31 protein-coding genes are annotated in these 23,873 nt (G+C 40.3%); 13 read left to right on the top strand and 18 right to left on the bottom strand.

The features are described 5' to 3' along the window. Nucleotides 1-401: 401 nt before the first annotated feature. Both V7K98_RS07990 and V7K98_RS07985 read right to left on the bottom strand, forming a co-directional pair. The gene (locus V7K98_RS07990; RefSeq protein WP_335020486.1) at nucleotides 402-2,606 is read right to left on the bottom strand and encodes a CHASE2 domain-containing protein; all 2,205 of its coding nucleotides are present in this window, start codon (nucleotides 2,604-2,606) and stop codon (nucleotides 402-404) included. Between the two features lie 228 nt (nucleotides 2,607-2,834). After that, nucleotides 2,835-3,080, bottom strand: coding sequence for a zinc ribbon domain-containing protein (locus V7K98_RS07985; RefSeq protein WP_442940404.1), 246 nt, complete (start codon nucleotides 3,078-3,080; stop codon nucleotides 2,835-2,837). 233 nt (nucleotides 3,081-3,313) lie between these two features. Between V7K98_RS07985 and V7K98_RS07980 the strand changes: the two genes are divergently transcribed. Further along, nucleotides 3,314-3,484, top strand: coding sequence for a toxin-antitoxin system HicB family antitoxin (locus V7K98_RS07980; protein WP_335020588.1), 171 nt, complete (start codon nucleotides 3,314-3,316; stop codon nucleotides 3,482-3,484). 16 nt (nucleotides 3,485-3,500) lie between these two features. Here V7K98_RS07980 and V7K98_RS07975 read toward each other — a convergent pair whose 3' ends face one another. After that, nucleotides 3,501-3,932: an NUDIX hydrolase gene (locus tag V7K98_RS07975; protein ID WP_335020484.1), complete on the bottom strand. Its 432-nt coding sequence runs from the start codon at nucleotides 3,930-3,932 to the stop codon at nucleotides 3,501-3,503. 8 nt (nucleotides 3,933-3,940) lie between these two features. Next, entirely contained in the window at nucleotides 3,941-4,393 is a 453-nt protein-coding gene (locus V7K98_RS07970; RefSeq protein WP_335020482.1) for a DUF3531 family protein, read from the bottom strand. A gap of 60 nt (nucleotides 4,394-4,453) precedes the next feature. Here V7K98_RS07970 and V7K98_RS07965 point away from each other — a divergent pair, with 60 nt between their 5' ends. The 3 genes from V7K98_RS07965 (at nucleotide 4,454) to rsmG (ending at nucleotide 6,385) form a co-directional block, all read left to right on the top strand. Beyond that, the gene (locus tag V7K98_RS07965) at nucleotides 4,454-4,588 is read left to right on the top strand and encodes a hypothetical protein (RefSeq protein WP_335020480.1); all 135 of its coding nucleotides are present in this window, start codon (nucleotides 4,454-4,456) and stop codon (nucleotides 4,586-4,588) included. 282 nt (nucleotides 4,589-4,870) lie between these two features. Then, nucleotides 4,871-5,545, top strand: a complete 675-nt coding sequence (locus V7K98_RS07960; RefSeq protein ID WP_335020478.1) for an ABC transporter ATP-binding protein — start codon at nucleotides 4,871-4,873, stop codon at nucleotides 5,543-5,545. 105 nt (nucleotides 5,546-5,650) lie between these two features. Beyond that, nucleotides 5,651-6,385: a 16S rRNA (guanine(527)-N(7))-methyltransferase RsmG gene (gene rsmG / locus V7K98_RS07955; protein WP_335020586.1), complete on the top strand. Its 735-nt coding sequence runs from the start codon at nucleotides 5,651-5,653 to the stop codon at nucleotides 6,383-6,385. Nucleotides 6,386-6,504: 119 nt separating this feature from the next. Here rsmG and V7K98_RS07950 read toward each other — a convergent pair whose 3' ends face one another. Beyond that, complete coding sequence (locus tag V7K98_RS07950; RefSeq protein ID WP_335020476.1) at nucleotides 6,505-7,284, bottom strand: superoxide dismutase; 780 nt, start codon at nucleotides 7,282-7,284, stop codon at nucleotides 6,505-6,507. Nucleotides 7,285-7,523: 239 nt separating this feature from the next. Then, nucleotides 7,524-7,724, bottom strand: a complete 201-nt coding sequence (locus tag V7K98_RS07945) for a hypothetical protein (protein ID WP_335020475.1) — start codon at nucleotides 7,722-7,724, stop codon at nucleotides 7,524-7,526. A gap of 41 nt (nucleotides 7,725-7,765) precedes the next feature. Between V7K98_RS07945 and V7K98_RS07940 the strand changes: the two genes are divergently transcribed. From V7K98_RS07940 to V7K98_RS28885, 4 genes are read left to right on the top strand one after another with little or no spacing between them, the layout of a single operon-like run. Then, nucleotides 7,766-7,999, top strand: a complete 234-nt coding sequence (locus tag V7K98_RS07940) for a hypothetical protein (protein WP_335020473.1) — start codon at nucleotides 7,766-7,768, stop codon at nucleotides 7,997-7,999. A 33-nt stretch (nucleotides 8,000-8,032) separates the two neighbouring features. Next, a complete protein-coding gene (locus V7K98_RS07935; RefSeq protein ID WP_335020471.1) occupies nucleotides 8,033-8,386 on the top strand; it encodes a type II toxin-antitoxin system RelE/ParE family toxin in 354 nt (117 codons plus the stop codon). Nucleotides 8,387-8,391: 5 nt separating this feature from the next. After that, a complete protein-coding gene (locus V7K98_RS07930; protein ID WP_334864743.1) occupies nucleotides 8,392-8,727 on the top strand; it encodes a helix-turn-helix domain-containing transcriptional regulator in 336 nt (111 codons plus the stop codon). Between the two features lie 58 nt (nucleotides 8,728-8,785). Beyond that, nucleotides 8,786-9,028 carry a hypothetical protein gene (locus V7K98_RS28885; protein ID WP_442940402.1) on the top strand — a complete coding sequence of 81 codons (243 nt, stop codon included), beginning with the start codon at nucleotides 8,786-8,788 and terminating at the stop codon, nucleotides 9,026-9,028. Here the strand turns inward: V7K98_RS28885 and V7K98_RS07920 are convergent. Next, nucleotides 9,025-9,171 (bottom strand): hypothetical protein, encoded by a 147-nt coding sequence (locus V7K98_RS07920; RefSeq protein WP_335020469.1) that lies wholly within the window; start codon nucleotides 9,169-9,171, stop codon nucleotides 9,025-9,027. The genes V7K98_RS28885 and V7K98_RS07920 overlap by 4 nt on opposite strands. A gap of 55 nt (nucleotides 9,172-9,226) precedes the next feature. On the opposite strand from V7K98_RS07920, the gene V7K98_RS07915 reads away from it, so the two are divergent. Both V7K98_RS07915 and V7K98_RS07910 read left to right on the top strand, forming a co-directional pair. After that, complete coding sequence (locus V7K98_RS07915; protein WP_335020467.1) at nucleotides 9,227-9,424, top strand: hypothetical protein; 198 nt, start codon at nucleotides 9,227-9,229, stop codon at nucleotides 9,422-9,424. A 3-nt stretch (nucleotides 9,425-9,427) separates the two neighbouring features. Further along, on the top strand, nucleotides 9,428-9,613 hold the full coding sequence (locus tag V7K98_RS07910; RefSeq protein WP_335020465.1) for a hypothetical protein: 186 nt from the start codon (nucleotides 9,428-9,430) through the stop codon (nucleotides 9,611-9,613). Between the two features lie 242 nt (nucleotides 9,614-9,855). Here V7K98_RS07910 and V7K98_RS07905 read toward each other — a convergent pair whose 3' ends face one another. The 7 genes from V7K98_RS07905 to V7K98_RS07875 all read right to left on the bottom strand — a co-directional run bounded on the left by V7K98_RS07905 (nucleotide 9,856) and on the right by V7K98_RS07875 (nucleotide 16,078). Further along, nucleotides 9,856-10,863 (bottom strand): hypothetical protein, encoded by a 1,008-nt coding sequence (locus V7K98_RS07905; RefSeq protein WP_335020463.1) that lies wholly within the window; start codon nucleotides 10,861-10,863, stop codon nucleotides 9,856-9,858. 319 nt (nucleotides 10,864-11,182) lie between these two features. Next, nucleotides 11,183-11,854 carry a hypothetical protein gene (locus V7K98_RS07900; RefSeq protein ID WP_335020461.1) on the bottom strand — a complete coding sequence of 224 codons (672 nt, stop codon included), beginning with the start codon at nucleotides 11,852-11,854 and terminating at the stop codon, nucleotides 11,183-11,185. Between the two features lie 833 nt (nucleotides 11,855-12,687). Continuing rightward, the gene (locus V7K98_RS07895; protein ID WP_335020459.1) at nucleotides 12,688-13,311 is read right to left on the bottom strand and encodes a Uma2 family endonuclease; all 624 of its coding nucleotides are present in this window, start codon (nucleotides 13,309-13,311) and stop codon (nucleotides 12,688-12,690) included. Nucleotides 13,312-13,719: 408 nt separating this feature from the next. Then, the gene (locus V7K98_RS07890; RefSeq protein ID WP_335020457.1) at nucleotides 13,720-14,826 is read right to left on the bottom strand and encodes an ABC transporter ATP-binding protein; all 1,107 of its coding nucleotides are present in this window, start codon (nucleotides 14,824-14,826) and stop codon (nucleotides 13,720-13,722) included. A 49-nt stretch (nucleotides 14,827-14,875) separates the two neighbouring features. Next, a complete protein-coding gene (locus V7K98_RS07885; RefSeq protein ID WP_335020455.1) occupies nucleotides 14,876-15,106 on the bottom strand; it encodes a type II toxin-antitoxin system HicA family toxin in 231 nt (76 codons plus the stop codon). Then, complete coding sequence (locus V7K98_RS07880; RefSeq protein WP_335020453.1) at nucleotides 15,106-15,324, bottom strand: type II toxin-antitoxin system HicB family antitoxin; 219 nt, start codon at nucleotides 15,322-15,324, stop codon at nucleotides 15,106-15,108. Before V7K98_RS07880 ends, V7K98_RS07885 begins: the two co-directional genes overlap by 1 nt. Nucleotides 15,325-15,349: 25 nt before the next feature. Continuing rightward, nucleotides 15,350-16,078 (bottom strand): GUN4 domain-containing protein, encoded by a 729-nt coding sequence (locus tag V7K98_RS07875; RefSeq protein WP_335020451.1) that lies wholly within the window; start codon nucleotides 16,076-16,078, stop codon nucleotides 15,350-15,352. A 276-nt stretch (nucleotides 16,079-16,354) separates the two neighbouring features. Here V7K98_RS07875 and V7K98_RS07870 point away from each other — a divergent pair, with 276 nt between their 5' ends. Then, entirely contained in the window at nucleotides 16,355-17,776 is a 1,422-nt protein-coding gene (locus tag V7K98_RS07870) for an NADP-dependent isocitrate dehydrogenase (protein ID WP_335020449.1), read from the top strand. A 178-nt stretch (nucleotides 17,777-17,954) separates the two neighbouring features. Here V7K98_RS07870 and mtnA read toward each other — a convergent pair whose 3' ends face one another. The 4 genes from mtnA to V7K98_RS07850 all read right to left on the bottom strand — a co-directional run bounded on the left by mtnA (nucleotide 17,955) and on the right by V7K98_RS07850 (nucleotide 22,682). Then, nucleotides 17,955-19,028: an S-methyl-5-thioribose-1-phosphate isomerase gene (gene mtnA / locus V7K98_RS07865; protein ID WP_335020447.1), complete on the bottom strand. Its 1,074-nt coding sequence runs from the start codon at nucleotides 19,026-19,028 to the stop codon at nucleotides 17,955-17,957. Between the two features lie 241 nt (nucleotides 19,029-19,269). Next, on the bottom strand, nucleotides 19,270-21,177 hold the full coding sequence (gene dxs / locus V7K98_RS07860) for a 1-deoxy-D-xylulose-5-phosphate synthase (protein ID WP_335020445.1): 1,908 nt from the start codon (nucleotides 21,175-21,177) through the stop codon (nucleotides 19,270-19,272). A gap of 423 nt (nucleotides 21,178-21,600) precedes the next feature. Continuing rightward, nucleotides 21,601-22,047 carry a hypothetical protein gene (locus V7K98_RS07855; protein ID WP_335020443.1) on the bottom strand — a complete coding sequence of 149 codons (447 nt, stop codon included), beginning with the start codon at nucleotides 22,045-22,047 and terminating at the stop codon, nucleotides 21,601-21,603. Between the two features lie 263 nt (nucleotides 22,048-22,310). After that, nucleotides 22,311-22,682, bottom strand: a complete 372-nt coding sequence (locus tag V7K98_RS07850) for a hypothetical protein (protein WP_335020441.1) — start codon at nucleotides 22,680-22,682, stop codon at nucleotides 22,311-22,313. Between the two features lie 131 nt (nucleotides 22,683-22,813). On the opposite strand from V7K98_RS07850, the gene V7K98_RS07845 reads away from it, so the two are divergent. After that, on the top strand, nucleotides 22,814-23,068 hold the full coding sequence (locus V7K98_RS07845) for a hypothetical protein (RefSeq protein ID WP_335020439.1): 255 nt from the start codon (nucleotides 22,814-22,816) through the stop codon (nucleotides 23,066-23,068). Nucleotides 23,069-23,093: 25 nt separating this feature from the next. Continuing rightward, complete coding sequence (locus tag V7K98_RS07840) at nucleotides 23,094-23,858, top strand: ferritin-like domain-containing protein (RefSeq protein ID WP_335020437.1); 765 nt, start codon at nucleotides 23,094-23,096, stop codon at nucleotides 23,856-23,858. Nucleotides 23,859-23,873: the final 15 nt, after the last annotated feature.

Genomic DNA, 23,873 nt, shown 5'->3' with positions numbered 1-23,873 from the left:
TTGTATATTTACGTTTTAACCAGAGTAAAGATATGTAAAGCTAAAATAACGTAGTTGTTATATTGTAAGGATTTAAAAATAATAAAACTAAAAAATACCGTAATATTTCTACCCAGTAGAAGTATATTTTTATGAGCAAAAATAATTACATAAAAATATAAAATAATTATTTTTCTGATTGATTCTGGTGACTAATTTTTTTCTTACCTATATTCTTAGTTTTAGTCATCAGATCAGAAAGCCCTGCTAAGTCTTCATCTTGACTAAAAAACTACCTCTAGTCATGTACGAAATGCTTTTTCAAGCTAGTGCTTTGCGCGTGTTTAAAGTCCACATTCCTAATTTTAGGGTAAAAATTTTTACTATAGTTAAAAAAACCTGGAGGCTTGACTCTTGACTAATTAAGCAAACTCGTAGCGATTTTTACCCAGGTGCTTGGCACGATACATTGCTGCATCTGCTTGTTTAATCAAAGTTTCACTGTCTTGACTATTGTATGGATAGAGACTTATGCCAATACTGGCAGAGATTCTGATTGCATAGCCATCCAAAACAATTGGCTTGGCAATACTGCTCAAGATTTTTTCGGCAACTTTAGCAGCTATCTGGACATTAGGAATTGCCCGCAAAATTATAGTAAATTCATCGCCACCCAAACGAGAAACTGTATCACTAGTGCGTAAAGAGTTGCTGAGTCTTCCAGCGATAGTCATTAGCAAGCGATCGCCAGTCTCGTGACCCAGACTATCATTGACTTGCTTAAAGCCATCCAGATCGATAAACAGCAGTCCCAGCAACAGGTTATTGTGTTGTGCCCAATGTAATGACTCGTAAAGTTGTTCGGCAAAAAATTTGCGATTGGATAAACCTGTCAGAGGGTCATGATACGCCAAATAACGCAAGTGGTCTTCTTTGCGTTTTAATTCATTGTTAGACCGGAATAGTTCAGCAGCATTACGCTTGAGTTGTTCCTCCATCAGCTTGCGCTGAGTAATATCTCGGATGACCCCAACTAAAAAGAAATTGCCAGCTGAGTCTTTGTGGAGCGATCGCTTAGTGGCAATTTGATGAGTCTGTCCATCTGCATTTGTAAATTCTTCTTCATGTTCCTGGGGTTTTTGAGTTCGGAAGACAAGTTCATCCTGTTGTCGAAACACATCAGCTTCATGCTTAGGGAAAAAGTCATAGTCTGACTTTTCAATCAACAACTTATTCGGATAACCAATAAATCGACAATAAGCTTCATTTAAAACAATCCACTGGTGTTCTTCGTTTTTAACAAAAATGGGATCGGGAATCGTGTTGATTACGTGATGTAAAAATTCTTTAGAACGTTTCCACTCTTCCTGGATATGGGCAATATGACTGATCATCCAAATAGCTGAACTACCAAAGCTAAACAGTGAGGGAAGAAGGGGTATCCACCAACCGTACAAGAAAGCAAGATATGTAGTCAGGATCAATACAAAGCAAGAAACGAGGATACAAAGCAGGCTCCTAGTAGCATGTCGCATCCGCCATGTCGTCATGGCTCCCAGATAAGACCAGATAAAAATCCACAAGTATTCTACCAAGTCAGTCCAGAATTGGAATAATGGTCGTCCATCAACAGCAGCAGAGATTAACTCACTAATAAAATAAGCTTGCAGTTGAATTCCGGGTACAGGCTTTGCCGTACCTATTAGATTGCTTGAGTAGGGAATGAATACAAAATCCTGGATACTGGGTGCAGTAGAGCCAATGAGTATAATCCGATCTTTGATTAAATTTTCTGGGACTTTATCTGCTAATACATCTTTTATCGATACCTGGCGAAAACTACAAAATTCTCTAGATGAATTTTGACATTTAGGTTTGGGAAAATTGGTCAGAATTTGGTATCCTCTATCATCGGCTCTCACATAAGCACCATCATCAGCCTCAAAACGAGTAAATACTGCTTTACCCAATTGCAAATACTTAGGGTTACTTTTTGCTTTTGTGGGGGTAATTCCCTTTGACTTTAAATACAATAAAGCTAACTTCAAAGCAAAACTTTCATGTGGCTGATTATCAATGTACCAATACAACAAACTGCGACGTACTTTACCATCAAGATCGTACAGCAGGTTATTAAAGCCCACTTGATTCTGATTCAGTCCCTGTGGAGGCAAAACACTAAAGTTTTTGTTTTTGTCATTTGTCAATAGTTCAATACCAATCAAGTTTGGCATTGATTTATAAACATTACGCAGTTCTTGGTTCCCTGGCTGTACTGGCAAATTTCTATAGAGATCTAAGCCAATGGCACGGGGTTTGTGGACATTTAGTTTTTGCAACAATTGGGCAATCTTCGTATCTGGAATCGGCCACGAACGTATTTCGTTTAAATAGGATTCATCAATTACTACAATCGTAATCCGCTCTTCTGGCGGTTCATTGGGACGCGAGCGAAACAATTGATCCAAAGCTGCAAACTCCAAAGATTGCAATAATCCAATGGAGTGCAACAGCATGACGCAGACTGCTACACTGACGGCAGTAATCAATTCTCTGTGTCCTCGACTAAGCGATTGTTTTAGTCTAAAGATTAACTTTACAAAACGCTTGTCTAGCTGCTGATTCATTCCCATTACCTAGTGGCGAGAAATATTCTCTATTTCCTATAGCTCTTAACTATCGGACTAACTAACATAGCTCAAAGGAGAGCTAAATACGGGGCTAGCGCATCTCAAAGCCTATTGACAACACTCAGTCGTGAGTGCTGAGTGCTGAGTGCTGAGTGAGTAAAGAAAATACTCAGCACTTATGTACTAGGTACAAGCCCCGCCCTGAAGGTACGGGGATTCTGTAATCTACATCGTCACTTGCTCTAATAGGCTTTCGCCTAAAAGAGTAGAGGCAATGAGTCCTACAGCGTTACTTCGGAGATGCCCTCCCCTAGCAAGTCTAGCAAGATTTAAAATATTGATTGCTGCATTTTCGTCTCTATGCAAATTGCAACCACAAATACAAACATGAGTGCGAGTTGATAGAGATTTTTTAACAATTGCACCACAATTACTATATTTTTGACTCGTGTAATGTGGTGCTACAGCAATAGCTAAACATCCAAATTTACTAGCAAAATACTCAATCTATTGCCGAAACAAATACTAGCTAGCATCAGTTATCGTAAAACCTTGCTATCGCTAACCATGCTCTTTCGGCTGATGATTTTACAGTCATTGAGTTTAAGTTAGCAACAAATTTAAATTCGTTGCGTAGTTCTCTTGAGTATTTATTCAAAGCAAATCTATCAACAGGGTTTGAGACGCGCTAACCCTGCGATAATATCCCCTTAGCAAGTAGCAATGATAGCTATAGCGGTAAACTACTACTACGGATGCCGAAATCTTTACATAGGCGTTTAGCTGAGACTTCTGAACGGGAATGCATTAGTCTCAACCAGTATATTGTATCTTTGCTGAGTGCGGTAGCATTATCAACAGTAAAGCAATCTTAGTTAATTTTCAAATGATTTATAAATACTCAAAAAAACCTTCAGGTACTAACTTGAATTCCCCAGATTTAAAGCGAGAGATATCCATCCATAATGCTTTATGTTTATGAGTTTGTGATTCTGAAAAAACTAAACTTTCTAGTTGATAAAATTTTGAATCAACAAAGTCACATTGGTAAAGTTGAATAATTTCATGACCTTGCCTACCATTAAATATAAATAGGTTCTCTAAACAACCTAGATATTTAATATTCGTTAATTCTGCCTGAATTTCCTCTTGAAACTCTCGTTGTAGTGCGTCGCCACTAGTTTCGCCAAATTCAACTCCACCGCCTAAAGCCCGATAAAATGTTTCGTGCTTTACGGGATCGTAGCCTTCAGAAATAAATATGCGTTCGCCATCCCGAATTAGCCCCAAGGCTATTACCCGAATTTCCCCTGCTTTATTCATTTTTGTAACTAATTATCGTAAATAGACTGAGGACGGCTTTCGCTATCCTCAATAGACCAATCTGAATTTTCGCCACCGATATATAATTCTTCAATGGTCACATATTCCTGACTTAGCTGGGTGAGAGCGTTAATTAAAATATCCAGAGCGATCGCATCACTGGTTCCTAAGTCAAACCAACAACGTCCCCACTGTCCCTCATATTCAAACTCACCGATGTTGTGCATCAGTGCTAACAAGCTTTTGTCATACCCTTGCTCATCATAATTCATGTAGCTGATATCGAGTCCAGTATCCTGCACCTGAAGATTCTCTGCATTAAATGCACCCAATTTACCCAGATAAAACCAGGAATTGAAAACTTCTTCTACATACTGCTTTTCACGTGCAGAAGGATTTGTACTGAATTTCAGCCAAATCCACATATCAAAAGGATTAATTTCGCGGAACTGAATCTCCATTTTGGTCTAATGCCTCAATTACTCTTCTGCAAATAAGCATATCAAAATGGGGAATGGGGAATGGGGAATGGCGCATGGCGCATGGGTGATATAAGGAAGCATGGGAACCAAAGGGGGAGTTCGCTAGATTTTTTCTCACCTCTGCCCAATGCCCAATGCCCAATGCCCAATTCCCAATTCCCCAGCATTATTTAGGCTAGCAGCATTTTTGCGTTCACTTTCAATTTGTTTAACTTGCCTCTGCCTCAACCTAAATTTTCTTATATAAAGGTTAGCTTTGGTAATTTTTCTATGTTTCCAGGCTGGTCATAGCCATTATTTAAAGGTGAGTCTGCCACAATGGAGAAAAATTGGATGATTCTTGCTGCTAGATTAAGCTGTTAATCCAGGTAATGCACTATAAAATTTTCCAGAATTTTCCACGTACTCTCAGTGTAGCTAATCAGTAATTTGCTGACTTTTTGGTAATCTTAACAAATGCTCTATCTCCGAAATGTAAATTATCACCCTACAGCGTGTCCAATAGCGATTCTTAAATCGATCAACTTGGAATTAGCACCGCAGCAGCTAGGTCTAATTATTGGCCCCAGTGGTTCAGGAAAAAGTACCTTACTAGAGATTTTGTCAGGACTAGCCGAACCCACTACTGGCGCACTCTTCTGGCGGGAACAAGAACTTATAGCCGAACAGCTACAACAATTAGCTGGGTTAGTATTTCAGTTTCCAGAACGGCACTTTTGCGGTGGTTCAATTTTAGAAGAATTGCGTTTAGGACATCCTGAGTTAGGGTCAGAACGAGTTAGAGAGGCCCTAACGGAGGTGGGATTAGAGCATTTATCGCTTTCTGCTGCCCCCCATGCTTTAAGTGGTGGTCAGCAAAGACGTTTAGCTTTAGCAGTACAATTGATTCGCCAGCCAAATTTACTATTATTGGATGAACCCACTGCCGGGTTAGATTGGTCAATGCGTCGGCAACTGGTAAATTTATTAGCAAAGCTGAAACAAGATTGGACACTATTGATAGTTACACACGATGCCGGCGATCTGTTAGCGATCGCAGATCGTTGCTGGACACTCAATCACGGTGAACTACAATCAGTAGACCCAAAGACACTAGAATCGAAAGTCAAAGAACCCCTACCATCGGGATGAAGGGGGAGATGAGGGAGATAAGGGAGCAGAATTAATAACTCAATTCCCAATGCCCCATGCCCCATGCCCAATGCCCCATGCCCAATGCCCAATTCCCAATTCCCAATGACAAACTTATTGCCTGAGATGGCAGAAATCTGGCAGAAAACTCTGAATTGGCAACCAACTGTCCAACAGCAAGCGCAATTCCAAAGGCTTTATGAATTAATCCTAGAAGGTAATCGCCAACTAAATTTAACTCGCATTACTGACCCCCAAGAGTTTTGGGAAAAACATCTCTGGGATTCTCTACGAGGAATTGTACCCCTGTTATCAGGAAATTTATCTTTGGCTTCCCCTACTATTATTGATATCGGTACAGGTGCAGGTTTTCCGGGTGTTCCAGTGACAATTACAGTGCCTAATTGCACAATTACCCTTGTCGATTCCACTCGAAAAAAAATTACTTTTCTCGACGATATATTAACCGAGTTTGCCCTTAACAATGCTAAAACTTTTGTTGGTAGGGCTGAAGAAATTGGTCATCACCCACAGCATCGACGAGCTTATGATATTGCATTGATCCGTGCTGTAGGGTCAGTCTCTGTTTGTGCAGAATATACTCTACCACTGCTCAAACATGGAGGTTTAGCCATAATTTATCGTGGTAATTGGACAGAGGATGAAAGCACAACTTTGCAGAATGCGGTGAAGCAGTTGGGTGGTGTTATTGAATCAATCGAACAATTTACAACACCCTTGAGCCACAGCATCCGGCACTGTGTGTATTTGCGTAAGTTAGCCACCACACCAATTCAGTTTCCCCGTGCTATTGGTGTACCTACTCAAAAGCCTCTTTGAATAATTCGTAATTCGTAATTAGAAAGAGTACAAGCTTCGACTGGTTATAATTACGAATTACTTTGATAGGAGCGGAAGATCAGTTTTTATTTTTTCTATCTCTCCATTTATCCCAACGTTTAAGCTAATTTACTGGCTACTGCAAACCGCTTATTGATCTCATCCCAATTAACCACGTTCCACCAAGCATCTAAATAATCAGGGCGACGATTCTGGTAATTGAGATAATATGCATGTTCCCATACATCGTTACCCAGGATGGGATATTTGCCTGCGCTTAAGGGACTATCTTGGTTAGCTGTAGTTGTCACTTCCAATTTGCCACCTTTATTACGCACTAGCCAAACCCAACCACTACCAAAACGACCAGCACCAGCTTCGTTAAACTGTTTTTTGAAAGCTGCAAAACTGCCAAAACTTTGATTAATTGCGGAGGCTATATTTCCTGTTGGTTCTCCCCCACCTTTTGGCTTCATAATTTCCCAGAACATTGAGTGGTTCACATGACCACCGCCATTATTGCGTACTATTTTGCGAATATCTTGTGGTACACTGTCAAGCTTTTGTAACAGTTCTTCAATAGTTTTGCCTTTAAGTTCTGGATGTTTATCTAAAGCTGTATTCAGGTTTTTTACATAAGTTGCGTGGTGTTTGTCGTGATGAAATTGCATCGTTTTGGCATCGATGTGTGGTTCCAGGGCTTCGTAGGCGTAAGGTAAAGGCGGTAGTTGGATGGTACCTGCCTTATTTAGTGTTGCATTTCCTTTTGTATTTGGTGTTGATTCAGGAGTTGCAGCGTTTCCATCAGGAGATTTCTCTGCCAATGCACAAGCATCTAATACAAAAGCACCCGCACCGGATGTTAGTAAAAACAAGAAATTGCGTCGATTAATAGCCATATAAGTTTTTGCAGCTAATCCATTAAGTCTCTATTGCCGTTTTTATTTTCTTAGATTTTGGCTACAAAAAATTGGGAATTGGCGATTATTTCTGGCAGTTTAAGAAACTTTTTATAAGCGCTTCGGAGTATAAAATATAATTGTTTTGTGTGCGATCGCTGTAATTGGTGGCGAGGGATAGGTTAGCGATGGCTACGCCCGCCGCAGGCATCGCATCCAGAATCATTACCACACCGCCGTTAATCCAATTTTTTCACAAGCTCACCAGCGATAACTCGCCGCACCACCTCATCAGTTCGTTCGCTAACGTTACCACCACGCGCTAGCCATTCCTTAGTCTGTGGAAGTATCGTTACCGTAATTCTGACCTTACCCTTGCATCGTGCCGCTCCTAATTTCAAATTTTCGAGAGATGCTGGGGAAACTTCTCGTCCTGTCATTTTCCGATTATGTGCATGATTGGATATTGGAAAATTCTTAGATGTTGGGGTGCGATCGCCGCGTGGTCATCTTACGAATTGGGCGCGGTGGCTTGACTGGCAACTACGTTGCTGACGATGACGGCGTTGCCGCGTCTCCCTTGCTAGCGACTGCGATCGCACAACAGGGAATTTTTAGATATGGTTGCAACGGCTTTTGGCTAGTCATCACTATCGACTTCGGAATTGTTCATCAACTCGTGGAGGCGACGTATGTTTTCTGGCTTGACAGATAGTAACATATAAGTTACTATATAGGGGTGTGTAGTATGAAAGTTCAAGAATACATTAAAGAAGATGGTTCTAGTCCTTATAAAGAATGGTTCGATAGCTTAGATACTTTTCCTGCGGTTAAAGTGACAGTGGCTAAGTCACGACTTGAGTTGGGCAATACATCGAATGTAAAATGGTTTGACGGAATTGGCGAGTATAAAATTAATTGGGGGCCTGGATATCGAATTTATCTTGCTCAAGAAGGCAAGCAACTTATAGTCTTATTTGGTGGCGGAACAAAGAAAACTCAGGAAGCTGATATTGATCGGGCTAAAGAATTGTACGAAGAGTACAAAAACAGAAAAAAAGAAGCTAGTGAAGAGAAAGGCAAAGGGTCTAAGAAGAGGTAGCTAATATGGAACTTACTAGAGACTTTAAAGAAACAGTTAACTTAAGAGTTAAACATGATCCTGAATTTGCAACAGCTTTATTTAAGGAAGCAATTACCCTTTTCGTTAATGGTGAACCAGACACTGCAAGACTTATATTGAAAGAACTTGTGAATGGGACTGTAGGTTTTGAAGAACTTGCAATTGAAACTTCTAAACCAAGTAAAAGTCTTCATAGGATGCTTTCTGCAAAAGGAAATCCTACTATGGATAATTTAACAGCAATTTTTAACGTTCTTCGTAAAAAATTAAATGTTGATATTGTTGATATCAAGGTTAGTACAATAGTTGGTTGCAATTAAAAACTTGATAATGGCAATTCCTTATTTTAAGGTTTATCTATTATCAAATTTTCGTATTATGATGCTAACCTTACACTGCCTCTTCACTAAGTTGGGTCAAGCAATTCTGACTAATCGGTGTCAAATCGTTATAGGCTGTGGATCACAGGTTCTACAGTCTGACTATGAAAATCAATCGGCATGGATGCGCCAAAGTTCTAACGCAGTCAGAGATACAGCTAATCTTCAGTCACGGCTTAGACAACAACCGCGATCGCACAACAGGGAATTTTTAGATATGGTAACAACGGCTTTTAGCTAGTCATCGCTATCGGCTTCGGAATTGTTCATCAACTCACGTAGGCGGCGGATGTTTTCTGGCTTGACTGTTAGCAGCGTGGGTTCACTCGCACTGTTCTCTAGCAGCGATCGCATGGCGGTAGCGGTGGTAGCGTGTGGCAGCATTGCTTTATAAAATCTACCGGTGGGAATAATTTTTACAAGATAAGGTAGTACCGAGTTGAAACAAACGACGCTTAACTCATTGAAACGACTGTATGAAAAACTCGAAGTGATAACAAGAGAATTATACGACCTTGCCGAAATTGAGTTAGAGTTAGAAGATTTTGATGACGCTAGTTTACTCCAAACTAGAGCGGATATGCTGTATGAACAAATGGAAAATTTGGATGCTGTAATCTCAGAGCTAGAGGGTTAAAAGATGATGCAAGAACTCAAAGCCAAAATCAAGGAATTGGGTAAACAAGCAGCCGAGTTAAGCCGTCAATCCGTAGAAGTATCAAAAGTAAACCGGAAACAAGGACTTGATTTAATGCGACAAGCCAGAGATGCTAGTAAGCAATGTCAAGCATTGATACAAGAGTTGAAAAAACAAGAACCCGCTTAATTATCGCTCTAAGCCTTGCAATTAAAGCGTTTCAGGCATTTATATAACGCTCCTCCTTATAAAGAAATAACTTCCCATGTAGAGGGGCGTTATGTAATATTAAACCCCGATAGCCCTATCAACTTTGTGTATCTTGGGTATTGGGCTTTGGTTAGCGATCACAATTCTATGGTGGTACGATTTTGGCTAGTCATAGCTTTCGCATTCAGAATTGCTCAACAAAATGTCATTTGATAAGACTTCTAAAAAACCTTTTGATTTACTGATTTTATTTCTTTAAGAGGGATTTTTACTATAATACAAGTTGCTTTTTCCGTAAATTCATATTCTTTAAGTTTAGCCAGATCATATTGCGTACCACCATCATAAGTTTTTGTGCATGATGGGAAGATTATTTTTGTTCGATAAGGTTCAATAGCAATTTTTTCGTTATCAGTATCATCTAACAATGGGTATTGATAATCTATTAATTGTCCCAGTTCTTTATGAGATTTTAAATAATTTTTTATTAGAATTTCTAATTCTTTTTTGTCAGAATATGATTCATAATTAAACCAATGCTTGTCTATAATTTGACCTGTTTCTGTTTGCCAGATAGTCAATTTAGGGTCTTCATCTGATGTTTCATTATATCCATCATTAATCCTAGCACTATTATTACAGTATAAAACTATTTTTTCATTTTCATAAAAAATAAAGCCTTTTAAATAAGCAGAACGTGATATGAAACTAAATACTAAGCTAGATGTATGAATATTCCACATTTGAGTTAGAACGTTCGGATATCCCTTGTGTAAAATACGTTTCTGTGTCAAAATAAATTTGTTTAAAGGACTAAGTAATATTGCGTCTGCTTCTTCGTTGAGATTAACAATAATATTTCCTGATTTAAGATCGTAAATCTCAATATTATTCTCGTTTACCATAATCAAGTAGCGATGTGAATTTTTAAAATAAAATTCCGCATATTTGGTGTGATCATAAACATTGAAACTTCGCTCTATAAAAAGTCGAGTCGCTATAATTGGCTCAATCCACTCTTGTAAAAAACTTACAACAAAAACACCAACTAAAAAAACTATAATTATCAAACCTGCAAGACCTATTGTAGATGTTTTTCCAAAGCAAATCATTAAACTGCTCATCATCAAGGTCACTATTATGCCTATTGTAGCTGTTCCATTAGCAGCTTCTATAGATGATTTTGTTGGTTTTTGTCTAGGTATCTTAGTAGTTAAATTCAGTTCCATAATAAAAAGATTTTATTGTTAACAATCTGTAACTTTTATCAAAAAAGAATTGGTTATTCTTTCTTAATCTCTAGTGTTCCCTATTTTGATAAAAAAGTAATTAATTTATCTAGCTAATAGTGACCGCTAATCGCGAACTGTTACCAGGAGTTCCTAATGGTGTAGCAAACGGGAAACTGTTTTGACTTCAAGAGGGTTTGCTCAAACGATGGTTAGAGTTCTTGTGATGATTGATATACCGTTTAAATGTAAAACTTTAAGCGCATCTTTCACTTTTAGCAGCTGGCTTTAATGTGATTACTGGTAATAGTATCAGTAATCACATCTCTAATAATTTCGCCAATTGCAAGTCAGATAATTTGTTGAGATAAGCATTTAATCCACTAATATACAAAAGTTCATATATAGTAAATTGAAATTCTGTTTTACACTCTTTCTTAATTAAATCTATTGGCAGAAATCCTGCTGATATAATTTTATATTCAGTTTTCTCATTATTTTTGATTTCTTCAATTTGTACATTTTTCTCAATTAACATACAAACTACAAAGGTATTTGCTTCAATCTCTTTTTCAGTTATTGACCACTTAACAGTATCATAAGTGCCATTACGTGTTTTAACCTGAATTCCTCCTGTGTTTGAATCAAAAGCAAACTTAAAATCAACTTTACCGTCCCCCTCATTTTTGATTGTATAGTCAACTTCAGCAATAAAATTAGTTAAGCGGCTTTTGACAGCCTCCTCTCCCAACTTGCCTATAAAATTATTTAAAAAAACTTTTTTCTGGTCTTCAGAGGGATATTTATTACACATTGAAAGACAAAAACTAACTATTTGCTTTATTTTGCTTTCTCCTGAAATGAAGGTTGTTTCACTATTTTTACCTGGTATTTGACAATCCAATAGACAAGAATATTTAAGCCTGTGTATAAAGTCCAATTGTTGTTCTTGTAGTAATTCAATCGCATTTATACCATCCATAATTTCCATTTTTATAAAAATATTTATGAATATATCAAATAAAATTGAAACCTTAATTGAGTAAAGTATCAAAGTAATAATATTTTGATATCCAGTATGCCATTCAATATTAATTGCTCAATGTTCAGGTGTCAAAAAATAGTAGGCTATGGATCGTAGGGTCAACAGTCTACTGATGAAAATCAATCGGCACGGACGCGCCAAGGTTCTAACGCAGTCAGAAATACAGCTAATTTTCAGTCACGGTTTAGAAAATGACCGTGATCGCACCTTGTTCAGTGCGTGTAGAATACGTGAATGCTCTACCCTGTTGACTCAAGACATTTACACATCCAAGGGTATCGTTAGACCCAGGCTGATTAGGGAGCAATGCGATTTTGTGAGGTGCTTAAAATTCGGGTGCTAAATCGCCCATTTAGGGCTGCGATCGCAGCCAAATAACTGTTTTTATTGAGAATCTAGCTCTATAAATGAGAATTAAAGTCTGATCTAACAAAATCGCATTGCTCCCGCTGATTATTAGGAAAGCAAACACCAAAGGTAAGCTGGCTACACGGTCAATCCCAGTGATTGAAGACCTACGACGGTTATTGAGCGAATACTACCCACAGGCTGGAGAGATTTATGACTTTGACAACATTGACTGAAAAGTTGATTTTGCTGAAAAATAACCTAGCATCGCCAATTTAACAAACCTACCTCAAACTATTGGTAGAAGTCGCTTGTGAAGCTTTTAAACCTCTGACATTTATTTAAAACTACTCCCACTATTATCTAGCAGTGATCGCAAATCATCCTCAGCATTCTTTTTGGCGATTATCAGCGCGGCGAATAGGTTTTTATCAATAACGCACTGAAAAAATTTGTTCAACGGTTAGATTTAAATCTGGAAATGTTGGCGACTCTATACGGTCGTCTACTCTAAACTGTTTACCACGATATTCACCCTCATCACTTAAAGAGTAAATTGTGATTGTTGGTTGTTTGGGATCGCCTATCAATTCCTTGCTACCCAAAGCAGCATAATCCACAATCCAATATTCTTGAATACCCATTTCTTCATAGTCAGCAAACTTTTTATGATAATCATCTCTCCAGTTAGTACTGATTACTTCAATCACTAATGGAATTGAATCTGGTTTACTAAGGATAGATTGTTTCTCCCATAATGGTTCATTACCCAAATTAGAAAAATTCATTAATAAAACATCAGGATAGTACCCTGACATTTTATTTTCTGGCTTCACTGTGGCGGTTTTAGGTATGCCGTAATAAAGTTTAAGACGAAGACACTCATACCCTAACATCATTGTTAAAAAAGCTACTATTTGCTCGTGTTTCCCTGATGGTGGCGGCATTTGAATAATATTTCCATCGTGTAATTCATAATGAATCTTTTCCGGTTGTGTTTCTAAAAATCCTAAATATTCATCAAAGGTAAATAGTTTTTGTAGTGATTGAATCATTATTTCATCCTGATTATGGATATAAACACTTCTCACTGCTGTAAGCTGAAAATTAAGAGTTAATGGGGTGTATGGTGAGTAGGTACTGAACCCCACCCCCAACCCCCTCCCCGCAAGCGAGGAGGGGGCTATGATGTAACTTATGTGATTGGGAAACGCTATAGCGACTGAATCTATGGGGTTCTACTTCGTAGTTCTAGTATTACCTGGAAGTAGGTAAAATGATTTATAGGTACTAGACGAACAGCATTAAACTGCAAACAAATTTTGCAATACAAGCAACTATGGTCGGGCAGACCAAAAGTTAACGCTTGGGGAGAGAACCACCTCTAGTCTAGATACCGCAAGGAGTCTAGGCTAAGTGGACTCGTTGAACCAAGAATCCTCATGCCTTTAGGCTGAGGAGTGTCAAAATATTCTGTCCCCAGTTTTGGGATCAAATACAAATAAGTGATTCAAATCAAGTTGTAGAGAAAGGCGATCGCCTGAACGCAGCCGCATATCCCCACCTACCTGAATATTTAACACCACCGCCGAACCAGGTAAGCCAGCACGAATCAAAGTTTCCCTTCCCAAAGGTTCCACCACCTTAACTTCCACAATCAGCCGACTCTCATTTCCTTCTTCGCGTCCTTGGCGACTTGGCGGTTCGTCAATAAAAATATGCTCTGGACGAATCCCCAAATCATAACTGTATCCCTGACGCAACCGTAATTTTTCATTCACCTCTGCCGAAACCGTTAATAACTGTCCACTCACATCAAAACCGTTATCTTGATAAATTGCAGGTAAGATATTCATTGGCGGACTACCTAAAAAACTTGCCACCATCTGATTAGCAGGACTTGCATAAATACTTTGGGGATCGCCGATTTGTTGAATTCGCCCGCGATTTAGCACAACAATTTTATCAGCTAAAGTCATGGCTTCAACTTGATCGTGGGTGACATAAATTGTTGTAATGCCTAACTCTTGATGTAACTGTTTCAATTCTGCCCTGGTATCATCGCGCAATTGGGCATCTAAATTAGATAAAGGTTCATCAAGTAAAAACACTTGGGGCTCACGAGCGATCGCTCTTCCTAATGCTACCCGTTGTTGCTGTCCACCCGAAAGTTGTTTGGGTTTCCGATCCAGCAGGTGATCGAGAGAAAGCGATCGCGCCACATTCATCACCCGTTCTTTAATTATTTTTCGGTCAACCTTCCGCATCTGCAAGCCAAAGCCGATATTTTCTGCCACGCTCATGTGAGGATAGAGGGCGTAGTTTTGGAATACCATCGCCACATCTCGCTGTCTGGCGGGGATATTATTCACCAAGCGATCGCCAATAAAGAGTTTACCAGAGGTGGCAGTTTCTAAACCTGCGATCGTTCGCAAAATTGTCGATTTACCACAACCCGATGGCCCAACTAAAACCCAAAATTCGCCATCGGGAATTTCAAAGGTAATATCCTCAATCGCGGTGACGTTATTGAATCTACGCTTAATATCTTCTAGACGAACGTTTGCCATTATCTGATTTGAGATTGTGCATTTGGAATTGGTAGAAAATTTCCCAACTCTATGATTCCAGTAGTGCGATAAACTCTTCCCTCGTCAGTTCAGCATCGCGTAGTATTTTGCGTAGTAATCCTTTACCTATTGTTTTACCAGCATGAACAGGAATAGTTACTAAGCGCCCATTTTCACGTTCCATTTGTACATGAGAGCCTTTTTGACGCACCGCCTGAAATCCTATTTTCTCAAGGGCGTTAATAACTGTTTTACCTGTTATAACTGGTAGTTTTGGCATTAAATTACTACCTTTTGAATACCGATAAATTCTGGTATTTCTTCATCACTTTTTGTTTCTAAACAAAGTTCAATTACTTCTTTCATATTAGCCATCAACTCATCAATTGTTTCTCCCTGACTGTAACAGGCTTTTAGCTGAGGGACTTCTCCGACATAGTAGCCATCTTCATCCCGTTCAATGATTACGTAGAATTCTCTGTTGGTGGGATTGATCATAATCTGTGTGTCCGTAAGCTCAAAATCATTTTTCTGGATTCTTCGACCAAGCAGGGTGAGAGAGTAAAGAAGCAAAGACTCTTACCCCCCGGAGTTGATTAGAAAGGGGTAAATGACCTCTAGGCGCACTCAAATCCCAGGTAAAGCTGTTAGGGTATCGCGTCCAGTTATTACCTTCTTTCCAGCCAATCTTTGGCCAGAAATTCTCCCAATTTTTACCTAAACTCAACCAGATTTCTCGCTGCACCGAAAAGCCAAATTTCCCTTCGGAGTGGACTAACCAGAGGTTGTTAATGGTTTGCAAGTCAACAGCCGAGGTATTTTCTACCTCAGTAAAGTACAACCATTTGCGTTGTACAGCCCTTGTCCCTGATAGTTCACACATTTTTTCGATGGTGACGCGATCGGCTGCTTGGAAATCTTGAGCAGCAAGTAGCTGTTGCAAAGAATTGTAGTTAATCCCGCACTCTGATTTTAGAGGTACAATTCCTTCAGGAAAACAAGAGCGCAAAAATTCTTTGGCAAGAGGAGCATCAGAGTTGTAAAGGACTTGGTAAGCTTTGCCATCAATCCAAGTTGCTGGGTTCTCACGTCGTTTCAGTAAAAATTCCATCAACACGTCTAATCCCTCATTACCCAACTCAGCTAACTGTGGGATTATCTGCTGTTGGACTTTTTCAGACCCAGCAATTAACGGTCGTCGGAGGGAGTCGATGTCATTAGCAGGGCCTGATAAAATCATTGGGTCTGTCATGCCATTCTCGTTTTAGCGGTCAGTGAAAGAGTGGTAAGCTATCTGGCATTCTCGAAAGTGAAGCATTGATAGCGAAAAGTAGTTTACTATTTTTGATCGTACAAAATTGCGATCGCTTCACTGAAATCTCACACTTAATCCCCAAATAATGTACAAGGGAAATAGGGGGAAAATCTTTGCCTTATGGCTTGGTGAACAAAAGACATAGCAAAATATACAAGCCTGCCACATAAGGATTTTTTGACTAGCAGCGTATCGATTAGGAGTGTGTGAAAGATGTACGACAAGATTACCCCCCCAGCAGCCGGAGCAAAAATCACCTTCAAAAATGGTGAACCAATCATACCGGACAATCCAATTATCCCCTTTATTCGTGGCGATGGTACAGGTATAGACATCTGGCCTGCTACCCAAAAAGTTCTCGATGCTGCGGTAGCTAAAGCATACAAGGGTCAGCGTCAAATTAGTTGGTTCAAGGTTTACGCTGGTGACGAAGCTTGCGATTTATACGGCACTTATCAGTATTTGCCTCAAGATACTCTCACGGCAATTGAAGAGTATGGTGTCGCTATTAAAGGGCCTTTGACTACTCCCATTGGGGGAGGAATTCGTTCTTTAAATGTGGCATTACGGCAAATTTTTGACCTGTATGCCTGCGTGCGTCCTTGCCGTTACTATGCAGGTACGCCCTCTCCCCACAAAAATCCCGAAAAGCTGGATGTAATTGTTTATCGAGAGAATACGGAAGATATTTATTTAGGCATTGAGTGGCGACAAGGTAGCGAAATTGGCGATCGCTTAATTAAATTTCTCAATGAAGAATTAATTCCCGCCACCCCAGAACATGGTAAAAAACGGATTCCTCTTGATTCTGGTATTGGCATCAAACCCATCAGCAAAACTGGTTCTCAGCGCCTAGTCAGACGTGCCATCAAACACGCCTTGCTATTGCCCAAAAAGAAGCAACAAGTCACTTTGGTGCATAAAGGGAACATCATGAAGTATACCGAAGGCGCTTTCCGCGATTGGGGTTATGAACTAGCAACCAGTGAATTTCGTCAAGAAACTGTCACTGAACAGGAATCTTGGATTTTGAGTAACAAGGAAAAAAATCCGAATCTTTCTTTGGAAGAAAACGCCCGTCAGATTGAGCCTGGGTTTGATAATCTCACCCCAGACAAGAAAGCGCAAGTTGTCAAGGAAGTTGAAACTGTTCTTAACACAATTTGGGCAACCCACGGCGAGGGCAAATGGAAAGAGAAAGTTTTGGTGAATGACCGGATTGCTGACAGTATTTTTCAACAAATCCAAACCAGACCGGATGAGTATTCGATTTTGGCGACGATGAACTTGAACGGCGATTATTTGTCTGATGCTGCTGCCGCCATTGTTGGTGGATTAGGAATGGGGCCAGGGGCAAATATTGGGGATTCTAGTGCCATATTTGAAGCTACCCACGGTACTGCACCCAAACACGCCGGCTTAGATCGGATTAATCCTGGTTCAGTGATTTTGTCTGGCGTGATGATGCTGGAATTTATGGGTTGGCAAGAAGCCGCAGACTTAGTTAAGAAAGGTTTAAGCGATGCGATCGCAAATAGTCAAGTCACCTATGATTTAGCCCGGTTGCTAGAACCGCCAGTTGAACCTTTGAAATGTTCTGAATTTGCCGACGCAATTATTCAGCATTTTGGTTAAGTTTACTAGGGGTAATTAGTCGAATAAAAAGACCTCTCTCTGGTTTTACTAAGCAAAACCTATCCCTAAAAATCTCTTTTTTCTCTCTGCGCTCTCTGTGCCTCTGCGGTTTAAAAGCAATTTTTCTAACCACACAGGCGCAGAGAACACAGAGGTAAAAGGGCTAGTCCTCGCATCATTAATTTCTGGAGATGTCTACTTGCTTTAACTGAAATTTCACTAATTCATGAGGTGCGATCGCTCCATTTTCTGTGATGATGGCTGTAATCAATTCAGCCGGAGTCACATCAAAAGCTGGGTTGTAAAAATCTACACCTTCAGGTGTGAGAATAGTATCACCAACTTGATAAATTTCTGTTGGATCGCGTTCTTCAATGGGGATTTTGCTGCCGTCGGCTAATTCAAAATCAACGGTGGAAAGGGGTGCAGCCACAAAGAAAGGTATATTATGAGCTTTAGCTGCGATCGCAACCCCATAAGTACCAATTTTATTAGCAGTGTCACCATTAGCAGCAATGCGATCGGCACCCACAACTACAGCATGGATTAAACCCTGTTTCATACAATGGGCTGCCATATTATCAGTAATTAATGTGACTGGAATACCTTCTTGCACACACTCCCAAGTCGTAAGTTTTGCGCCTTGTAAGCGGGGACGGGTTTCGTCGGCAAATAAGCGTTCTAAACGTCCTTCCCTCCAAGCGGAACGCACAACGCCTAAAGCAGTGCCATAACCAGCCGTAGCTAATGCCCCAGCATTGCAGTGAGTAAGTAGCGTCAGCCTTTCGGGGGTAGTGGGCAAAACTGCCAAACCATTGTCGCCGATCGCCTGACAGGTTTGCAAATCTTCAACGTTGATTGCTTGGGCTGTTTGGAAAAGGGTTTGCTTAATGTCTTCTACAGTTCCCGGCGTTTCCTTGGCAAGTTTCATCATCCGGCTAATTGCCCAAAATAAATTTACCGCCGTCGGACGAGTAGAACGCAATAACTGGGCGACTTTATCTAAGTTTTGCAAAAATTCGGTGCGATCGCTAGTTTCAATTTCCCTTGCACCAAGATACATTCCATAAGCCGCAGCTACACCAATTGCCGGCGCACCTCGCACAATCATTGTTTTAATCGCCCGCGCCATATCTTCACTGCGGTGGATTTCCACAAATGTATATTCGTTTGGTAAGCGTGTTTGATCGATTAGTGACACTGAATCGTTGTGCCAAATAACGGGATAAACATGGTTTGTGGAAAGTGTCATAGGAAAAGGTAGTTAGTGGATAAGCAATATTTTTTACTTTAATTCACCTTGATGACTTCATTTGCAACCCGCAGATCCCCGACTTCTCTGAGAAGTCGGGGATCTTGTTGATAGCGAATGATTCAGGATTGCTATAGTTAGTCAAAACTCATTGAATAAACTTAAATTTTATTTAAAGTTTTATAAGCGATCGCCCACACCTGAGTCACAAATGTGGGCGATTCATTCTACAAAGAATTAACTAGACGACAGCAGCTACTTGCTGCTTAAAGAAAGCTTGCAACACTCTCTCTGCTATTTGATGGCTAGTTAAACCCAGTTCTGTTTTAGATTCATCGGGTTCAGCATGATCTACTAATACATCTGGGACACCAAATCGCTTGACAGGAACGAGAATATCTGAATCCATTAAAGCTTCAGCGATCGCACTACCAAAGCCACCCATCAGACAACCTTCCTCTAAGGTGACGACGCGGCCGATTTTCTTAGCCAAAGGCAAAATCAATTCGGTATCCAAAGGCTTAACGAAACGGGCATTAATCACAGTCGCTTCAATACCGTGTTCGCTGAGAATTTCGGCAGCTTGCATTCCTGGGTAGACCATTGTGCCATAAGCGACAATTAACACGTCATCGCCAGTGCGGAGAATTTCGCTTTTACCAATTTCCAAAGGTTCCCAACCTTCCTCCATTAAAGGAACACCGTAGCCATTGCCACGAGGGTAGCGCATAGCGATCGGGCCACTGGTATGGTTAATGCCAGTTACTACCATGCGTTGCAGTTCTGCTTCGTCTTTGGGTGCCATTATTACAATGTTGGGAATGCAACGCAGATAAGCAATGTCATACATACCTTGGTGAGTGGGGCCATCAGCACCGACAATTCCTGCCCGATCTAAACAAAAGAATACTGGCAGGTTTTGGATGCAGACATCGTGAATTATCTGGTCATAAGCGCGTTGCAGGAAGGTAGAATAAATAACGGCTACGGGACGCATCCCTTGAGTTGCAAGTCCTGCGGCTAGGGTGATTGCGTGTTGTTCAGCAATGCCGACATCAACATATTGATTGGGCAGTTTGGCTTGAAGTTTATCTAAACCTGTTCCCGTTGCCATAGCCGCAGTAATCCCAACGATTTTGGGGTTTTGTTCGGCAAGTTTCACCAGAGTGTGAGAAAAGACTTTGGCATAAGCCGGGGGTTTCGGTTTACTAGAAGGAATAGCTTTGCCAGTGGCAACGTTGAAAGGACTTTGGGCGTGGTAGCCAACTTGATCTAGTTCGGCAATTTCATAACCTTTGCCCTTGGTTGTGGCTACATGTACCAGAACTGGGCCTTGTATTTGATGTGCTTGTTGGAAGGTAGCAATCAATTCTTCGAGATTATGCCCATCCACTGGGCCAATGTAGGTAAAGCCAAGTTCTTCAAAAACTGCCCCTACCTTGGGAACAGCCAAACGTTTCATGCTTTCTTTAATGCGTCCAAGTTCGGGAGAGAGAGATTCACCCACGAAGGGAATTTGCTTAAATTGTTCCTCAAGATTATCTTTAATAAATTGCACCGGCTGGCTGAGGCGCATTTTGTTAAGATACCGGGGAATCGCGCCGACATTGCGAGATATGGACATGTCGTTGTCGTTGAGAACAACCAATAGGTTAGTTTTCGGCATGTGTCCCGCATGGTTGATGGCTTCTAAAGCCATACCGCCAGTCAGCGCCCCATCACCAATTACAGCAACGGCTTTAAATTTTTCGCCTTTTAAATCTCGCGCTAAAGCCATGCCTAATGCTGCTGAAATACTTGTGGAAGCATGTCCAGCCCCGAAATGGTCAAACTTGTTTTCACCAAGTTTGAGATAACCTGCAACTCCGTCCTTTTGTCTGAGGGTGTGGAAGCGATCGTAACGTCCTGTAAGGAGTTTGTGGGGATAAGCCTGGTGTCCGACATCCCAAATCACTTTATCTCGATCTAAGTCTAGTGTCTGGTAAAGTCCTAGTGTTAATTCTACAACACCCAACCCTGGCCCCAAGTGTCCACCATTAACTGCTACGGTTTGGAGATGCTTATCTCGAATCTGACGGGCAATCTGTTGCAGTTGGCGAACAGATAAACCGTGCAACTGATTAGGATGGGTGATTTCGCTCAGATGCATATTATAGTGTTTTCCTCTCTAATTCCACGTTTTCAGTATTTTGATTTTCCCACGGTGGGGTTGTCCAGATAATCACACTCTTACATTGTTACTAAGTTGTAGCGGAAAGTATAACTTCGTAATTAATAATGGTGAAAAATTTGTTAACCATTAACAATTTGTCAAAATGGGGTTGCAATTACATAAAGTCACAGCATATTTGTCAATAAGTAATGCCACTTAAATAAACTCTAGTATTTGTATATAAAAATTTCATTTATAGCTAGATGTTCAGGATAATTGCTGGCAAATATTTTTGTTAATTTTCTCTGCGATCGCTAGTTATTATAGATGCTAATAATCTTTGTAAACACAAGATCCCCGACTTCGTAAAAGTTGTCGGGGATCTAAGCCTTTAGATTTGAACGAAATCAAATAGGATTACTATTTACCAAAAGCATCCTTGATGCTATCAACAGTACGTTCAACAGCGTTCTTTGTTTTGTCTACTGCTTTTTGTGTGCGAGCTGCATCTTCGTTTGCTCTTTTCTGAATTGTAGCGGCATCTTTCTTGGCTTTGCGTTCAGCAAAACTACCACTCTCTGTTGCTTGATCAACTTTACTGGCGTTGCTCTTAGCAGCTTCCTTAACTTTATCTGCCGTATCTTGGATGAAATTCTTGGCTCGTCCAGCATCTTCACTGGCTTTATCTTGAACTTTGTCGCCCGCGTCCTTTGATGCGATTAAGGTTCCGGCAGGATCGGCCATTGCTGAGGTGTTCGAGAAAAATGCACCTTGCCAAACAAAAGCGATCGCTAACATACAAAGCAGTGTTGTAGCCATCCAGCTTTTGATGTTGGAAAGCTGTTTTGTCAAATAATTTAATTTCATGCAATACAATCTCATGTGATTTAGCATACTATTTTTACTTTATTTAGGTGATTCACTATATCGATCTCTAGATAGAATTTTTTGCGTCATTAGTTATGAAACAAGTTCACTATTTTGATAGATTGAATTTTGAGTAAAGATTTTTTTGCTAGGAATTAAGATTGAATTCAATAGGTTACAGATTTTAGACATGGGCGATCGCGTAGCGGCTTGTTGTTAGACATCGCGTTGAGGAAAAGTCAGCGATCGCTTCCATCGGGCTGTTACGCCATTGCAACTGACTTTTTACGACTGGGACGCTTGCGTTCTGATTTCTTCTTCAATCCAATTGCTTGGGCTTGATCGCTATCCGATCCATATTGTCCACGCACGACTTCTTTCATGGCCAATACAGCGTTATGAAATTCCCATTCTGCTAATCGCGCAGCATCAGCCGCAGCACGGTATAAAGCGAGTTTTTCTGTTTCGGCTTGTTGCTGCGCCAACATCGTCTGATAAGCTTGCTGTAAATTTGCTAAAGACGCATCAGTACGGGTTGTAGTGTATGTGGTGATGGTTTGCAAGCCGTGCAATGAGGTTATATCTTGACTAATTGATTGAGAAGGCAAGCGGCGTGTTTTATCCTGGGCGGGCATATATATACTGCTAGAAGGGACATTGTTAGTCTGCCCATTAAAACAATATAACTAACAGTTGCACAGACGTACGCCCTGACGATGGACAGATTTTTAGATAAAACAAAGTTAAAAAAATCGTAAGTTAATTTTTGCAAGCCGAAACAATGGCATTGCAGGTCAAAACAATCCTATTGCAAGGCGAAACAATGCCATTGCAAGCCGAAACAATGGCATTGCAAGTCAAAACAATCCTATTGCAAGCCGAAACAATGGCATTGCAAGTCGAAACAATCGCATTGTTAGTCAAAACAATCGCATTGCAGGAGGTTGCATTAGATAGCGTGGCTATCGAAATTACAGTCTTAGATGTTTACAATAAATTTTGGGAATCATTAAAACAATAGAATCCTACACACATTTGGAGTTTTAATGAATCCTCATAAGCTGTTACCTACTTTGTCTTCAATCACAACATCTGATGAGTGGTACACCTACTACAAAGCCAATGCTGAGTTTCAATTAGAAATTCCTTGGAAGCGGGGTGCAGAAATTACAGAGGATGAACAAAATATTATAGCAGATTCTTTAGCAGCTTGGCAGTTAGGTGAGACATCAGATGGGTTGCACTTACTGGCTACTGCTAAAAACTATGCACAGCAAATCAAAGATCCTAGATATGTTGATGTGATTGAACTATTCATCAAAGAAGAACAACGTCACGGAGGCGACTTAGGACGGTTTCTTGACCTTGCCAAAATCCCTCGGTTGCAGAAGAACTGGGGTGATACACTATTTCGGAAAATACGCTATGCAATTCCAACGATGGAGATTTGGACAACTCCCGTCATCATGGTTGAAACTCTAGCATTGGTGTATTACAAAGCAATTCAAAACGCAACAAATTCCCCAGTTCTAAAGCAGTTGTGTCAGCAAATATTAAGAGACGAAGTAAAGCATATTCGTTTTCAATACGAGCGTTTGGCAGTTCTACACAGAAACCGCCCTGCATGGTTACGGAAGCTGACTTATCTTATGCAGCGATTTCTTTACTATGTACCAGTGATTCTAGTCTGGATTGGTCATCATCGCGCACTCAGAGCCGGAGGACATAGTTTTAAAAGTTACTGGCGGGATGCTTGGGTAAAAATGAATTTTGCTTGGGAGCGAATGAAACCAGAAAGATATCAGTGGTAGCATAGTCGATGTGTG

Source organism: Nostoc sp., from assembly GCF_036917435.1.
Taxonomy (GTDB): Bacteria; Cyanobacteriota; Cyanobacteriia; order Cyanobacteriales; family Nostocaceae; genus Nostoc.
The sequence above is the reverse complement of the archived record's forward strand: the minus strand, read 5'-3'. Positions and strand labels throughout refer to the sequence as shown.